Source organism: Microlunatus antarcticus, from assembly GCF_014193425.1.
GTDB classification, from domain to species: domain Bacteria; phylum Actinomycetota; class Actinomycetes; order Propionibacteriales; family Propionibacteriaceae; genus Microlunatus; species Microlunatus antarcticus.
On the sequence record NZ_JACHZG010000001.1, the window covers coordinates 1,030,697 to 1,045,545 of the forward strand.

The window sequence follows — 14,849 nt, forward strand, 5'->3', positions numbered from 1 at the left end:
TCGAGGCTCGGCAGCCTGAACAGCGAGGGGCTTTGGCGCAGTTGGTAGCGCGCTTCCATGGCATGGAAGAGGTCAGGGGTTCGAATCCCCTAAGCTCCACCTTTCTTCACTTGAGCAGCTCGAGCGGCGCTCAGCCGCGGTGAGCACTACGACCTTCACCGTGGGCAGATCGCGTCCGACGCAGCAGGATGACGCGAGAGCCCGGGAACCTGTCGCACGGTGAGGACCTGCCCATGAACCTTCCGACCGCTGCACGACCAGGACGCGCGTCACGTCGGCGTCGTGCCGGGGCCCTCCTCGTGGCGGCCCTGGTCGCCGTGGGCATCAGCGCCGGCGGAGTTGGCGCTGCCGCCGCCCCCCCGCGCGAGCAGGCGCACGTGCTCGTGGTGTCCACGCGCGGGGACGACCGGGCGGCCGGGACCGTCCGGCACCCGTTGGCGACGGTGGCGGCCGCGGTCTCGCGGTTGGGGTCCGGCGGGACCGTGCTGCTGCGCGGCGGCCGGTACGACGAGCGGATCAGCCTGGGCCCGTCCGTGCACGACCTGGTGGTGCGCCCGTACGGCGGGGAGCACCCGGTCCTCGACGGGTCCGGGCTGACCGTGCCGGACGGCCGCAGCGCGATGGTCGCCCTCGACGGGAGCCGCTCGGTCACGATCGAGGGGCTCGAGATCACGGGCTACCGGACCGCCGCGCTCGACGCGATGCCGATCGGCCTCTACGTCCACGGCGCCGCCCGCGACGTCACGCTGCGCGGCAACCACGTGCACGCGATGGGCAACGACAACCCCACGCTCGGCAGCTACGACCTCAACGCCCACGGCATCGCCGTCTACGGCGACTCCGTCGAGCACCCGATCACCGGGCTGGTGATCGAGGGCAACGAGGTCGACCACCTCGTGCTCGGGGCGAGCGAGTCGGTCGTCGTCAACGGGAACGTGGACGGCTGGCGGGTCAGCGGGAACGACGTCCACGACAACAACAACATCGGCATCGACGCGATCGGCTACGAGCCGACCCTGCCCGCGCCGTACCGCTACACCGACCGCAACCGGGCCCGCAACGGCGTGATCGCCGACAACACGGTCCGCAACATCGTCTCCAAGGGCAACCCCACCTACTTCGAGGACGGGGAGTGGTGCAACTGCGCGGACGGGATCTACGTCGACGGGGGCACCTCAATCCGCATCGAGCGGAACACGGTCACGGGCAGCGACATCGGCATCGAGGTCGCGGCGGAGAACGCCCGGGGGAGCGCCGACCACGTCCTGGTCTCGCGCAACCTGATCACCGAGAGCGCGTACGTCGGCATCGCCACCGGCGGGTACTGCAACGGCGCCGAGTCCTGTGGCGGCGAGCGGACCGGCATCGCCCACGACAACCGCTTCGTCCACAACACCCTGCGCGGCAACAACCGGCTCGACGACGGGTCGCCGGAGGTCCTCGTGCAGTTCTCCGTCTACCGCACCACGTTCGAGCACAACGTCGTCTGGGCGACGAACGACGCCCGCGCGCTGATCGGGACGACCGCGGGTGCGGAGAGCGACGGACTCAGCACGCCGCTGCGGGCCGACCACAACACCTACTGGACGACGGGTGGACGTCCGGGCCGGGCGACGTTCGGGTCGCTCGGGACGACGTACACGGGGTTCGACACCTACCGACGGGCGACCGGGCAGGACCGGCACAGCCGGTTCCGCAAGCCGCACCTGCCGCAGCGCTGAGGCACGGTCGCCGGGCGTCAGACCGTGACGACCGCGACGCCGGCCTGCCGGATCGGCTCGAGCGCCTCGGCCGGGGCGCCGCGGTCGGTGACGAGGTCGGTGATGCCCGAGAGCGGGCTGATCCGGGCGAACGTGACCCTGCCGATCTTGGAGCTGTCCGCGACGACCACCCGCCGCCGCGCCTGCTGCAGGAAGGCCGCGTCGGTCGTGGCCTCCATCTCGTCGTACGTGGTGCAGCCCGCGGACGAGAGCCCGTCGACGCCGATGACGGCGAGGTCGAGGTGGTAATTGGCCAGCATCGTCTCCGCCGCCGGCCCGACGAGCTCGCGTGAACGCCGCACGATGCCGCCGATCACCACGAGGTGGATGCCGGCCCGGCCGGCGAGCTCGGAGGCGACGTCGAGGGAGTTGGTGACGACGGTGAGGCCGCGACGTCCCAGCAGCACGCGGGCGAGCTCGAGGGTGGTCGAGCCGCCGGTCAGGCCGACCACCGCACCGTCGCCGACCAGGGCGTCGGCGGCGCGGGCGATGCGGCGCTTCTCCGGCTGGGCAAGCACGGCCTTGATCCTGGCGGGCACCTCGGCGTCCGCCCGCTGCGAGACGGCGCCCCCGTGGGTCCGGACCAGCAGCTGGTTCCGGCTCAGCGCCTGCAGGTCGCGCCGGACCGTGGCCCCGGAGACCCCGAGCCGGTCCGCCAGGCCGCCCACGTCGACCCGGCCCTCGACGCCGACCCGCTCGAGGATCACATTGAGCCGCTCGGCGCGCTGCACGCCCGGACTGTAGCAACCCGACGCGCGGACATGCGGTGAACGCTCTGCGCAAGTGATCACTTCTCTGCGCGTCTGCACCGAACTGTTGACCTCCGAGGCCCGAAATGCTTGGTTCAGGAGCACGAACGCGCAGCACGGGCGAAAGTGCTCACTGGTGCGCACCCTGATCAACCTCGTCCGGGCGTGACCTCGTCCGGAGGAACACGGAGGCGCGACATGACCACCACCGGCCGATCGGGACGGGCGACGCTGCGGCTCGCCGCAGGGCTGGGCTCAGCGGTGCTGCTGCTCGCGGGCTGCGGCGGCGGGGGCGGCGGGCAGGCCGGCGGCGGCTCGACGCAGACCAGCGGCGTGACGATCACGGTGGCCCTGGCCGCCGACCCGCCGCCGAAGGCCGCGCTCGACGACTTCACGAAGCAGACCGGGATCACGGTCAACTGGGTGAACGTCGACTGGGACAGCCTGCAGACCAAGATCTCGGCCGCGGCGACCGCGAAGACCTACTTCGCCGACGCGACCGACGTCGACTGGTCCCGGGTCGGGCAGCTGGGCAAGCTCGGCTGGTTCTACCCGATGGGCGACTACCTCGACGTCGAGGCGATGAAGGCGGACATGCCTCAGCTGGCGTCTTTCACCAGCGACGGCAAGGTCGTGGGGATCCCGTACGACGCCTCCTTCATGGTCACGACGGTGAACAAGAAGATGTTCGACGACGCCGGGGTCGAGACGATGCCGACGACGATGACGGAGTACACCGCGGCCCTGCAGAAGGTGAAGGCGAAGGGCGACGTCGAGCACCCCCTGAACATCCCCTTCGCCGCGGCCGAGGGGCTGTCGACCTACTGGTACGAGGCCACGGCGGCCTTCGGCGGCACCGTGCTCGACGGCGCCGGCAAGCCGCAGTTCACCGACCCGGCGTCCGGCGGCTACCAGGCGGCGCAGTGGATGGTCGACGCCATGAAGAACGGGCTCGTGCCGCCCGGCAACATCAACGTCAGCGACAGCCAGGGCCAGCAGACGCTGATGGCCAAGGGCGAGGTCGCGAGCATCTTCTCCGACTACTCCGGCACGGTCGGGACGCTCTACGACGTGCCCGAGCAGTCGTCGGTCAAGGGCCAGGTCCGCTACCTCCGGACCCCGGGCGTCGACGGGCCGACGGCCAACCTCAGCAACCCCGACGGCGTCGGCATCCCCAAGGAGGCCAAGTACCCGCAGGCGGCGGCGAAGTTCATCGACTGGTTCACCTCCGAGTCCCAGCAGGTCGACTTCGCGGGCGTGAACGGCCCGGAGAAGGCCTTCACCGCCTTCCCGATCCCGTCGCGGCTGTCGGCCGTCGAGAAGATGACGGCCAGCGGCAACCTGGTCTACGGCGAGGAGCTGTCCCAGATGCTGTCCGGGTCCAAGCCGGTCTTCGAGGGTGGCGCCCCGACCTGGTACCCGCAGTTCTCCAACGCCGTCTACACGAACCTGCACGCCGCGGCCACCGGCTCGACGACCGTCGACGCGGCCATCAAGACCATCGGTGACACCGCGACCAAGCTGGCCGGCGGGCAGTGACCGCACTCCGACCGGCGGGGGTCGCCGAGGTCCCGCGCGGGGGAGTCGGGGGCGGCGACGAGCCGTCCCCGACCGCCCGCCGGAGCAGCGCCCGGACGAGCCCGCTGCCGTACGTCCTGATCGCGCCGGTGATCCTCTTCATCGCCGGCCTCGCCCTGGTGCCCGCGGTCTTCACGATCGTGCAGTCGTTCTTCACGGTGAACGCGCTCGACCCGCCCACGCGCTTCTCCGGCCTGGACAACTTCCGGGCGCTGGCGGAGGACGCCGCGATCCGCAGCAGCATCGCCAACACCGCCCTCTACGTGGTGATCGGCGTGACGCTCTCCACCGTCCTGGGGATCGCCATGGCGATCCTGCTGCAGCGACCGTTCCGCGGGCGGAGCCTGGTCATCGCGGTGCTGATCCTGCCGTGGGCGCTGCCGGGCGTCGTCGAGGGCATCCTCTGGAGCGGCATCTTCGACCCCAACGCCGGTCTGGTCTCCAGCCTGATGGGTGACCTCGGGCTCGGCGGCGGGCACCTGCTGCTCGGCCAGGACCGCCTGCTGACGATCTTCCTCATCGAGCTCGTGCAGGTCTGGCAGATCACGCCGCTGTCGGTCCTGCTCGTCCTCGCCGCGCTGCAACTCATCCCCGACGAGCTCTACGAGGCCGCGGAGATCGACGGCTGCGGCCGCTGGGGCGCCATCCGCTCGATCACGCTCCCCCTCGCCCGTCCGGGCATCGCGGTCTGCATGGTGCAGGCCCTGGTCGCCACCCTGAACGTCTTCGACCAGCCGTACGTCCTCAACGGCGCGGCGGCGACCGCGTCGACGGTGACCATGCAGACCTACTTCGTCAGCTTCCAGAACCTCGACTTCGGGCAGGGCTACGCCCTCAGCCTCGGCATCACCGTCGTGACCCTCGTCGGCTCGCTGCTGATCGTCAAGGCCGTCTACCGCAAGGTCGAGCTGTGAGCGCCACGCTGACGGCAGCACCCCGCCCGGCCACGGCGACACCGCCGCGTCGGCGACGCCGACCCAAGTCCCGGATGACGCCCGGACGCGTGGTGGGGCTCGTGCTGGCCGTGCTGTGGTCGCTCGTCCCGATCTACTGGGCGGTGAAGACGAGCCTGCAGACGGAGTCCGACGCCCGGGCGCGGGACACGCAGTACGTGCCGCTGCACCCGACGCTGAAGAACTACGCGAACCTGCTCACCGCGGACAGCGACGTGCCGGGGCAGATCCGCCGGTCCGCGCTGAACATCGTCGTGGAGTGCGGTCTGGCCACGATCGTCACGGTGGTGCTGGCGACGCTGGCGGCGTACGCCTTCGCGCGCTTCCGCTTCCGCGGGCGCAACGTCTTCTTCTACGCGGTGCTCGCGACGATGGCCTTCCCGCCGTACACGACGCTGATCCCGCTCTACCGGATCATGAGCCTCTTCGGGCTGGTCAACACCTACACCGGCATCGTGCTCGTGTACGTCTCCGGCTTCCTGCCGCTGGCGACCTGGGTGCTGCACAACTACTTCGCCTCCATCCCGCAAGGGATCGAGGAGGCGGGCCTGATCGACGGCGCCAGCCGCCTGCAGGTGCTCCGCCACCTGCTGCTCCCGCTCGCCGTGCCCGGGATCATCTCGACCGCGCTGATCACGTTCCTCTTCGCGTGGGGGCAGTTCCTGTTCCCGCTCGTGCTGTCCAGCGACCTGTCGACGCAGCCGCTGACCGTGGTGATCGCCGCGCTGCAGGGCCGGCACGTCGTCCCCTCGACGCTGCTGAACGCGGCCGGCGTGCTGGCGATCATCGTGCCGGCCGCGCTCGCGCTGACCTTCAACCGCTACATCGTCAACGGGCTGCTCGCGGGCAGCTCCAAGTGAGCAGGGACGGAACCGTCATGACCTCCACACGCAGCACCGCAGCCGCGAGCCCGAGAGACGTGGCGTGATGACGGGCCGGTCGATCGTGCTGATCGGGGCGGGCAGCACCGTCTTCACCCCAGGCCTGATGAGCGACCTCGTCGGTTCGCCGACCTTCGCCGGCTGGACGGTGCACCTGGTCGACCTGAACGGCGAGGCCGCCGAGGTGATGGCCCGCGTCGGGCGCCGGATGGCGGAGGCCCGGGGAGCCGACCTCACGTTCGTCCCGCACACCGACCGCCGCGAGGCGCTGCCGGGCGCGCGGGTGGTGACGACCACGGTCGCGGTCGGGGCGGCGAAGGGGTGGCGCCTGGACCTCGAGGTGCCCGGCCGCCACGGGATCGTCCAGACCGTGGGCGACAGCGTCGGGCCGGGCGGCGTGCTGCGAGCGCTGCGGCACGTGCCCGAGCTGGTGGCGATCGCGCGCGACGTGGCCGACCTCGCGCCCGGGGCGCAGCTCGTCAACTACTCCAACCCGCTCACCGCCAACGTCCGCGGGATCACCGCCGAGACCGGCGTCCCGACGATCGGGCTGTGCCACGGCACCGCGCACACGCTCACGAAGTTGAACGCGGACCTCGGCCTGACCGACCGCGCGTCGGAGGTGCACGCCACGTTCGCGGGGCTCAACCACCTGTGCTGGCTGCTCGACTACCGCGTCGGGTCGGAGGACCTCTACCCCCGCCTCGCGGCGCTCGTCGCCGAGCGCGCCGGCGGCCGGGACGCGCCGAGCGCGTCGACCGAGGGCGTCCACCTCGCCGTCTCGGCCGACCTCTACCGCACGTTCGGGCGCTACCCGGCACCCGGGGACCGCCACGTCGCCGAGTTCTTCGGCTGGTACCTGAGGAGCGCGGACGGTGCGCCGGTGCACGAGGACGCGCTGCCGTGGGGGCTGCAGGGCGGGCGCGACGACACGATCCGCTACATCGACCAGAAGGCCGACCTCTGGCAGCAGCTGCACGACCAGGCCGACGGCACGGCCCCCGCGGTCCGGGTCGGGGACAACCAGGAGGCCGAGCGGCTCGTGTCGATCGTGGAGGCGCTCGTCACCGGCCGGGACCACATGGAGCTCGCCGTGAACCTGCCCAACGCCGGCGCCATCACCGGGCTGCCCCCCGAGGCCGTGGTGGAGGTCCCGGCCGTGGTGGGCGCCCGCGGGGTGACACCCCTCGCAGTCGGTCCGCTGCCGCCCGCCATCGCCGCGGTCGTGACGGCCCGGGCGTACCAGCAGGAGCTGACCGTGCAGGCCGCGCTCCGGGGCGACCGCGAGCTGGCCGTCCAGGCCCTGGCGCTGGACCCGTTGGTGCCCGGCCCGGACGTCGCCCGGCGGATCCTGGACGACGCGGTGCGTGCCCACGGCGCTGCGCTGAGCGCCTTCGCCCGCCCGGCCGACGCCGTACGGACGGAGGCCGCGTGAGCACGCACGAGGGTGCCCTCGCCAACCCCGCCAACCCGGCCGCCCCGGCCGGACCCGGCGGCGAGGGCTGGGGCACGTCGGCCACCGCCCGCGAGATCGCCCAGCAGCCCCGGGTCTGGCGCGAGCTGGCCGTGACCCTCGGGGAGCGAGCCGGCGAGATCGAGGCCTTCCTCGAGCCGTTGCTGGCCCGGCCCCACCTGCGGATCGTGCTCACCGGCGCCGGCACGTCGGCCTTCGCCGGCGAGCTGTTGGCGCCTGCCCTCGCGCAGGCGATGCGTCGGCGGGTCGACCCCGTCGCCTCGACCACAATCGTGGGCGGGCCCGGTGCCGTCTTCGTCGAGGACGTCCCGACGCTGCTCGTCTCCTTCGCCCGGTCCGGGAACAGCCCCGAGAGCGTGGCCGCCGCGGCCCTCGCCGACCAGCTGCTGACCTCGGTCCACCACCTCGTCGTGTGCTGCCACGGCGACAGCGACCTCGCGCACGCGTACGCCGCGGACGACCGCGCCCTCGTGCTGCTGATGCCGCCCGCGACGCACGACGTCGGCTTCGCCATGACGTCGAGCTTCACCACGATGGTGCTGGGCTGCTGGTTCGCCCTGACCGGGACCGGGACGGCCGCCGAGGTCGTCGACCGGCTGGCCCGGGGGGCGGACGAGCTACTGAGCGCCGCCGGCGAGGTCGCCGCCCTGGCCGAGCGCGGCTTCAGCCGGGTGGCGTACCTCGGCAGCGGGCCGCTCGCCGGACTGGCGCAGGAGGCGGCGCTCAAGCTGCTGGAGCTGACGGCCGGCGGCGTCCTCGGTCAGCACGACAGCCCGCTCGGCTTCCGCCACGGGCCCAAGGCGATGCTCACCGACGACACGATGGTGGTCGTGCTCCGCTCCACCGACGCGTACACCGCGCGCTACGACGACGACATCGTCGCCGAGCTGGTCCGCGACCTCGACCCCGGGCAGGTCGCGGTGCTCGGCGGCGGTCCGCTGCCGGCGGCGGTGCAGCAGGGGGCCGGCTGGACGTGGCGGGTGGACGGGCTGGACGGGCTGGGCGACGTCCCGGCCGCGGTGGTCTACGCCGTGTTCGTCCAGCTGTTCGCGCTGAGGAGCTCGATCGTCCGGGGGCTGACGCCGGACAACCCGTTCCCCTCCGGCGAGGTGAACCGGGTGGTGCGCGGCGTGAGCGTGCACCCGTACACGGCGTGAGCGTCGCGCCGGCCGTGTTCCTCGGGGTCGACGGCGGAGGGACGAAGACCGCGCTCTGCCTGGTGTCGGCGGACGGGCGGCTGCTGGCGGAGCGCGACGCCCCGAGCTGCTACTACCTGGGCGCCGGGCAGGGGAGCGGCCCGGGCCTGGTCAGGGAGGTGCTCGCGGCCGCCGTGCCCGCCGTGTGCGCCGACGCCGGCATCGAGGTCGCGGCTGTCGAGGGGGCGTTCTTCGGGCTGCCCGGCTACGGGGAGGCCTCGGACGACCTGGCCGAGGTCGACGCGATCCCCGGGGAGGTCCTCGGGCACCACCGGTACCGCTGCGACAACGACATGGTGTGCGGGTGGGCGGGCTCGCTCGCGCTGGCGGCCGGGGTGAACGTGGTGAGCGGGACCGGGTCGATGAGCTACGGCGAGCGCGGGGACCTCCGCGCCCGGGTCGGCGGCTGGGGCGAGCTGTTCGGCGACGAGGGCTCGGCCTACTGGCTGGGGATCCGCGGCCTGCAGGCCTGGACGCAGATGACCGACGGCCGAGAGCCCGTCGGGGCTCTCCACGGGCTGCTGGGCGAACGGCTCGGGCTCGACGACCCGCTCGACCTGGTCAGCCTCGTGCACGAGCGGTGGCAGGGGGACCGGCGCACCATCGCCGGGCTCGCGCCGCTGGTGGTGCGGGCCGCCGAGGAGGGCGACCCCGCCGCCCGTCGGATCGTCGACGACGCGGTGGCCGAGCTCGCTCGCCTGGCGCTGGTCGCGGCGGACCGCCTGCGCTTCCCGGCCGGCGCGGTGGTGCCCGTGACCGGCTCCGGCGGCGTCTTCGGCGCGCCACTCGTCCGTGCCGCCTTCGCCGACCGGCTCCGGTCGGTCGGCGGCCTCGTCCTGCGGCCGTCCCGCTTCAGCCCCGCCGTCGGCGCCGCGCTCTACGCGGCCCGCGAGGTCGGCGCCCCGCTCGACCCCGACGCGCTGGCCCGTCTCGAGGCGTCCGGCTGACCCGGAGACGTGCTCCTCAGGCGTCCGCCACGACGACCTCGACGCCGGCCGCGCGGACCAGCTCGAGCTCGTCCGCGTCCGCGGACGCGTCGGTGATGATCATGGACACCGACGCGAGGTCGGCCATCTGCGCGAACGCGACGCGCCCGATCTTGGAGCCGTCGGCCACGACGACCGTCCGCTGCGCCCGCGCCACCATGGCGTGGTTGGTGCGCGCCTCCGTCTCGTCGTGCGTGGTCACGCCCGCCGCGGCGCCGACCCCGTCGGCGCCGAGGACGGCGGTCCCGAGGTTCACGGAGGCGAACGTGTGCTCGGCCAGGGCACCGACCAGCTCGAGCGACTCGGGCCGCAGGAACCCACCCGTGACCACGACCCGGACGCGACCCCGCCCGCTGAGCAGGTTGGCGATCGTCAGCGAGTTGGTGACGACCGTCAGGTCCTGACGCCACTGGAGCTCCCGCGCGACCGCGGCGGTCGTCGTGCCACCGCTCAGGGCGACGACGTGCCGGCCGGTGGGCAGCCGGACGGCCATGGCCCGGGCGATCGCGCGCTTCGCGTCGGCGTACTGCGTGCCGCGAAGCGCGACCGGCAGCTCCGTACGCCCCTCGGCGACGGTCGCCCCGCCGTGGGTGCGGATGACGAGGCGCTGGTCGGCCAGCTCGGTGAGGTCACGACGAGCGGTGGCCGGCGAGATGCCGAGGCCCTCGGTGAGCTCGGCGAGCGTGACGGTCCGTCGCTGCGCGACCAGGTCCAGGACCGCGGTCAGCCGCCGGGCCCGCTGGGTCGTCGACGACCGGAGCCGTGACTCCAGCCCTCCGTCCACCGCGCCACCCCGTTCCCTCCGGCCAGCCCTGATCGCTCGCTGGTGGTGAGCACTTTAATCAGAGATCGCTCACCCCGTTGCGCGGTTCGCTCGTCGCGCCCAGGATGACCGCCATGGCTACTCGTCCGACCGTCGTCTTCCTCGGGGCCGGCAGCGTCGTGTTCACCCGGCAGCTGCTCGCCGACCTGTTCCGCTTCGATGACCTGCCCGGGCTGCGGGTCGTCCTGCACGACATCGACGCCCTCCGCCTCGACGTCGCGCGCGGCACCGCGCTGCAGGTCGCGGAACGCTTCGGCCGCGACGCCGACGTGGTCGCGACCCTCGACCGGCGGCAGGCCCTCGACGGGGCCGACTTCGTGGTCGACATGATCCAGGTCGGCGGCATCGACGCCACCCGCGTGGACCTCCTGCTGCCCGCCGAGGTCGGCCTGCGCCAGACCATCGGGGACACGACCGGCGTCGGCGGCGTGTTCCGGGCGCTGCGGACGTTCCCGGTGCTCAGCGGCATCGCCGCGGACATGGCCCAGCTGTGCCCTGACGCGCTGCTCTGCAACTACACCAACCCGATGGCCATGAACGTGTGGTGGATGTCCGTGGTCGCCCCGCAGATCAAGACGGTCGGGCTGTGCCACAGCGTGCACTGGACGGTGCACGGGCTGTGCGAGCTGGTCGGCGTCCCGATGGAGGGCACCCGGTTCCGCGCGGCCGGCGTCAACCACCAGGCCTGGCTCTCCGAGTGGAGCCGCGACGGGCAGAGCCTCTACCCGCGACTCGACGAGGCGATCGAGCGCGACCCGGAGCTTCTGCGCCGCGTCCGGGTCGAGATGTACCGGCGGATCGGCTTCTACCCCACGGAGACGAGCGAGCACTCCTCGGAGTACGTGTCGTGGTTCCTCCGCTCGGACGCGCAGGTGGAGCGGTTCCGGCTGCGGCCGCTGGAGTACCTCGAGATCTCCGGGGGCAACGTCGCCGAGTTCGAGAGCGCCCAGGTCGCGCTCGCCGAGGGGCGGCCGCTCGAGCTCGAGGAGGGCGCCGCCGAGTACGCGCCGCAGATCATCCACTCCGTGCTGACCGGGGCCGAGCGGGAGATCCACGTGAACGTCGTCAACCCCGTGGGCGCCCCGCTGATCGACAACCTCCCCACCGGCGCCGTGGTCGAGGTGGCCGCGAGCGTGGACGCCGACGGGGTGCACCCGATCCCGGCCGGCTCGGTCCCGGAGGCCGGCGCGGCCCTCAACCGGAGCTACCTGTCGGTCGCCGCCCTGACGATCGAGGCCGCCCGGACGGGCGACCCCCGCCGCGTCCGCCAGGCGGTCCTGGCCGACCCGAACGCCAGCTCGACCCTCACCCCGGCCCAGATCTGGGAGCTCTGCGACCGCATGACCCAGGCCCATGCCGACGTCCTGCCCCGGTCACTCGGCGGCCGGCTCGACGTCGACCTGGGCGTCTGAGGCCGCCGCGCCAAGAGTTCACCCGGTGGTGACCTGAGGTTCGCCACGTCGCTCACCCGTCGTACGCCGTCGGTGTGGTTGCCTCGGCCCTGCGACGACGAGGACGCACCACCCCCGGTGCGGACGGCCGTGGCAGTGATGGGGTCTCGTCGTGTCTTTCACCCGCCGCCGCTCGACCCGGCTGCTCAGCGGCCTCCTCCTCGCGGTCCTCGGCTCGACCGCGCTCGTGTCCGCACCACCGGCGGTGGCCGACGTCACGACCGTGTCGGTCGACAACCTCCGGACCGGGTGGGACCGGAACGAGCCCGGCCTGGCTCCGTCGGACGCCTCGGCCCCCGACTTCGGCCAGCTCTTCGCGACGAAGCTCGACGGGCAGATCTACGCCCAGCCCGTCGTGGCCAAGGGCGTGCTGCTCGCGGTCACGGAGCAGGACAAGGCGTACGGCCTCGATCCCGTCACCGGCAAGATCAGGTGGAAGCGTGACGTCGGGCCCGAGTGGGCCGCGTCGAACATCGGCTGCGGCGACCTCGTCCCGGACATCGGCATCACGTCCACCCCGGTCGTCGACCAGGCCACCGGCACCGCGTACTTCACCGCCAAGGTCGACGACGGCAAGGACGGTGACCACCCGCACTGGTACCTGCACGCCATCGACATCACCAACGGCAAGGAACGGAGCGGGTTCCCGACCACGATCAAGGGCGACGCGGACAACGACGGGGACATCGACTTCAACCCCAAGACCGCCATGCAGCGGCCGGGGCTGCTGCTCCTCGACGGCGTCGTCTACGCCGGCTTCGCCAGCCACTGCGACAAGGCGCCGTACGTCGGCTACGTCGTGGGCGTGAACGCGACCACGGGCAAGCAGACGGCGATGTTCGCCACCGAGACGGGCAACGCGCGGGCCGGGGCGGGCATCTGGCAGTCCGGCGGCGGGCTGGTCTCCGACGGTCCCGGCCAGATCATCTTCGCCACCGGCAACGGCGTCTCTCCGTCGCCGCACAAGGGCAAGAACCCGCCCGACCAGCTGGCCGAGTCGGTCGTCCGGGTCGAGGTGCAGAAGAACGGCCACCTGAAGGCGACCGACTTCTTCTCCCCGGTGAACAACACGAACCTGGACACCGACGACAGCGACCTCGGCTCGGGCGGGCCGCTGGCCATCCCCGACGGCTACGGCACGAAGGACCACCCGCACCTGATGGTCTTGGTGGGCAAGGACGGCCGGGTCTACCTCCTCGACCGCGACGACCTCGGCGGCAACGCCCAGAAGTCCGGCAAGAAGGACGACGTGCTGCAGACCGGTGGGCCCTGGCACGGCGTCTGGGGCTACCCGTCGTTCTGGGGCGGCGGCAGCGGCTACGTCTACATGACCAACAACCGCGGCCCCCTGTCCGCGTTCAAGGTCGGGGTCTCGGGCTCGGGCAAGCCCGCCCTGAGCCGGGCCGGGACGAGCGCCGCGCGCTTCGGCTACACGTCGGGCTCGCCCATGGTCACCTCGGACGGCACCAAGGCCGGGTCGGCGCTCGTCTGGGTCGTCTTCAGCAAGGGCCCGAACGGCGACGGCGGACAGCTGCGGGCGTACGACGCGGTCCCGAAGAAGGGCCGGCTGGCGCTGCGCTACTCGGCGCCGATCGGGACGGCGACCAAGTTCGCCGTGCCGGCCACCACCAACGGCCGGGTGTACGTCGCGAACCGGTCCGGGTCGGTCTACGGCTTCGGGCGGCCGACCACGATCGCCCTGGGCGGCACGCCGACCGACTTCGGCATGGTCGCGGTGAAGAAGAGCGTGACCAAGCAGGTCACCGTGACCGCCAAGCGCACGGTCAAGATCACGAAGATCAAGACCGACGCGCCCTTCACGACCGGCAAGGTCAAGCTCCCCAAGACCCTCAAGGCTGGCGCCTCCCTGACCGTGCCGGTGACGTTCAAGCCGAAGGACGCGGACTCGGAGTCGGGAGCGCTCGCCTTCGTGACCACGACCGGGACGTTCGCCTTCGACCTGCACGGGGTGGGCACCGAGGACGGGTTGCTGTCCGACCCCTCGACGCTGAGCTTCGGCGAGGTCCCGGCCGGGGGGAAGGTCACGCTCGACGCGAGCATCACCAACAGCGGCGCGACGACGACGACGATCACCGGGGCCACCGGACCCTCGGGACCGTTCGACAGCGATGCCCTGCCGAAGGCGGGCACCAAGCTGGAGGCCGGGAGCTCGGTGTCCGTGCCGGTGTCCTTCGAGCCGACCGAGGCGGGGAAGTTCACGACCACGCTGGTGGTCAGGTCCTCGACCGGGGACGTGACGGTGCCGGTCACGGGCACGTCGATCAAGGGCAACGCGCAGCTGACGATCAAGCCCGGCACCCTCCAGTTCGGGTCGGTGCCGGTGGGGAAGTCGGTCACGAAGACGTTCGACATCACGAACACGGGCAACCTGCTGCTGACGCTGACGAAGGCCGCACCGCCGACGGCGCCGTTCCTGGTGCCGGACCCGGTCTCGGAGGGTCAGCAGATCGAGCCCGGTGACGTCCTGCACCAGTCGGTCACGTTCACCCCGACGAAGCCGGGGGCCTTCGACGGCACCTACTCGATCACCGGCAACGACGGTCAGGGCGCGCACCTGATCACGGTGCACGGCCAGGCCGTCGCGACGCCCGTCACCCAGGCGATCGTCGGGCTGGGCAAGTGCGTCGACGTCCGCGGGAGCAAGACCAGGAACGGCACGCCGGTCCAGCTCTACCCCTGCAACGAGGGCGAGGGGCAGACGTGGGCGCGGAGCGGCACGACGTTCCAGGCCCTCGGCAAGTGCCTCGACGTGAAGAAGAGCGGGACGAAGAACAAGACGAAGGTCCAGCTGTGGGGCTGCAACGGCAGTGCCGCGCAGGACTGGTCCGCCGGCGACGCAGGCTCGCTCGTGAACGGAGGGTCCGGCCGCTGCCTCGACATTCCGAAGGGGGTCTCGAAGAAGCGGGTCCAGCTGCAGATCTACGACTGCAACGGCTCGGACGCCCAGCGCTGGGCGCTGAAGCGATGACGGCCCCTG

General features: G+C 72.3%; 11 protein-coding genes and 1 tRNA gene. 10 read left to right on the forward strand and 2 right to left on the reverse strand.

Going from position 1 to position 14,849, the window contains the following annotated elements:
• Positions 1-26 precede the first annotated feature (26 nt).
• A tRNA-Ala gene (locus FHX39_RS04795) sits at positions 27-99 on the forward strand.
• A gap of 134 nt (positions 100-233) precedes the next feature.
• On the forward strand, positions 234-1,721 hold the full coding sequence (locus FHX39_RS04800; protein ID WP_183337032.1) for a right-handed parallel beta-helix repeat-containing protein: 1,488 nt from the start codon (positions 234-236) through the stop codon (positions 1,719-1,721).
• 17 nt (positions 1,722-1,738) lie between these two features.
• On the opposite strand, the gene FHX39_RS04805 is transcribed toward FHX39_RS04800, so the two are convergent.
• On the reverse strand, positions 1,739-2,491 hold the full coding sequence (locus FHX39_RS04805) for a DeoR/GlpR family DNA-binding transcription regulator (protein WP_183337033.1): 753 nt from the start codon (positions 2,489-2,491) through the stop codon (positions 1,739-1,741).
• Between the two features lie 216 nt (positions 2,492-2,707).
• Between FHX39_RS04805 and FHX39_RS04810 the strand changes: the two genes are divergently transcribed.
• The 6 genes from FHX39_RS04810 to FHX39_RS04835 all read left to right on the forward strand — a co-directional run bounded on the left by FHX39_RS04810 (position 2,708) and on the right by FHX39_RS04835 (position 9,538).
• On the forward strand, positions 2,708-4,048 hold the full coding sequence (locus FHX39_RS04810; protein ID WP_183337034.1) for an extracellular solute-binding protein: 1,341 nt from the start codon (positions 2,708-2,710) through the stop codon (positions 4,046-4,048).
• On the forward strand, positions 4,045-5,001 hold the full coding sequence (locus FHX39_RS22010) for a carbohydrate ABC transporter permease (RefSeq protein ID WP_183337035.1): 957 nt from the start codon (positions 4,045-4,047) through the stop codon (positions 4,999-5,001). Before FHX39_RS04810 ends, FHX39_RS22010 begins: the two co-directional genes overlap by 4 nt.
• Positions 4,998-5,900 (forward strand): carbohydrate ABC transporter permease, encoded by a 903-nt coding sequence (locus tag FHX39_RS04820; RefSeq protein WP_183337036.1) that lies wholly within the window; start codon positions 4,998-5,000, stop codon positions 5,898-5,900. The genes FHX39_RS22010 and FHX39_RS04820 overlap by 4 nt, the downstream gene beginning before the upstream one ends.
• 67 nt (positions 5,901-5,967) lie before the next feature.
• Complete coding sequence (locus tag FHX39_RS04825; protein WP_183337037.1) at positions 5,968-7,356, forward strand: family 4 glycosyl hydrolase; 1,389 nt, start codon at positions 5,968-5,970, stop codon at positions 7,354-7,356.
• Positions 7,353-8,552: an SIS domain-containing protein gene (locus FHX39_RS22015; RefSeq protein ID WP_183337038.1), complete on the forward strand. Its 1,200-nt coding sequence runs from the start codon at positions 7,353-7,355 to the stop codon at positions 8,550-8,552. The genes FHX39_RS04825 and FHX39_RS22015 overlap by 4 nt, the downstream gene beginning before the upstream one ends.
• Entirely contained in the window at positions 8,549-9,538 is a 990-nt protein-coding gene (locus FHX39_RS04835) for an N-acetylglucosamine kinase (RefSeq protein ID WP_198423258.1), read from the forward strand. Before FHX39_RS22015 ends, FHX39_RS04835 begins: the two co-directional genes overlap by 4 nt.
• A 16-nt stretch (positions 9,539-9,554) precedes the next feature.
• Here FHX39_RS04835 and FHX39_RS04840 read toward each other — a convergent pair whose 3' ends face one another.
• Complete coding sequence (locus tag FHX39_RS04840) at positions 9,555-10,361, reverse strand: DeoR/GlpR family DNA-binding transcription regulator (protein WP_332836668.1); 807 nt, start codon at positions 10,359-10,361, stop codon at positions 9,555-9,557.
• A gap of 113 nt (positions 10,362-10,474) precedes the next feature.
• Between FHX39_RS04840 and melA the strand changes: the two genes are divergently transcribed.
• Positions 10,475-11,812, forward strand: a complete 1,338-nt coding sequence (melA, locus tag FHX39_RS04845) for an alpha-galactosidase (protein ID WP_198423259.1) — start codon at positions 10,475-10,477, stop codon at positions 11,810-11,812.
• Between the two features lie 151 nt (positions 11,813-11,963).
• Entirely contained in the window at positions 11,964-14,840 is a 2,877-nt protein-coding gene (locus FHX39_RS04850) for a choice-of-anchor D domain-containing protein (protein WP_183337040.1), read from the forward strand.
• The last annotated feature ends 9 nt before the right edge of the window (positions 14,841-14,849 follow it).

What these genes read in the sequence shown, in the direction of transcription:
- FHX39_RS04800 (WP_183337032.1), top strand. Translation starts at nt 234, where the DNA reads ATGAACCTTCCGACCGCTGCACGACCAGGACGCGCGTCACGTCGGCGT.
- FHX39_RS04810 (WP_183337034.1), top strand. Translation starts at nt 2,708, where the DNA reads ATGACCACCACCGGCCGATCGGGACGGGCGACGCTGCGGCTCGCCGCA.
- FHX39_RS04825 (WP_183337037.1), top strand. Translation starts at nt 5,968, where the DNA reads ATGACGGGCCGGTCGATCGTGCTGATCGGGGCGGGCAGCACCGTCTTC.
- melA (WP_198423259.1), top strand. Translation starts at nt 10,475, where the DNA reads ATGGCTACTCGTCCGACCGTCGTCTTCCTCGGGGCCGGCAGCGTCGTG.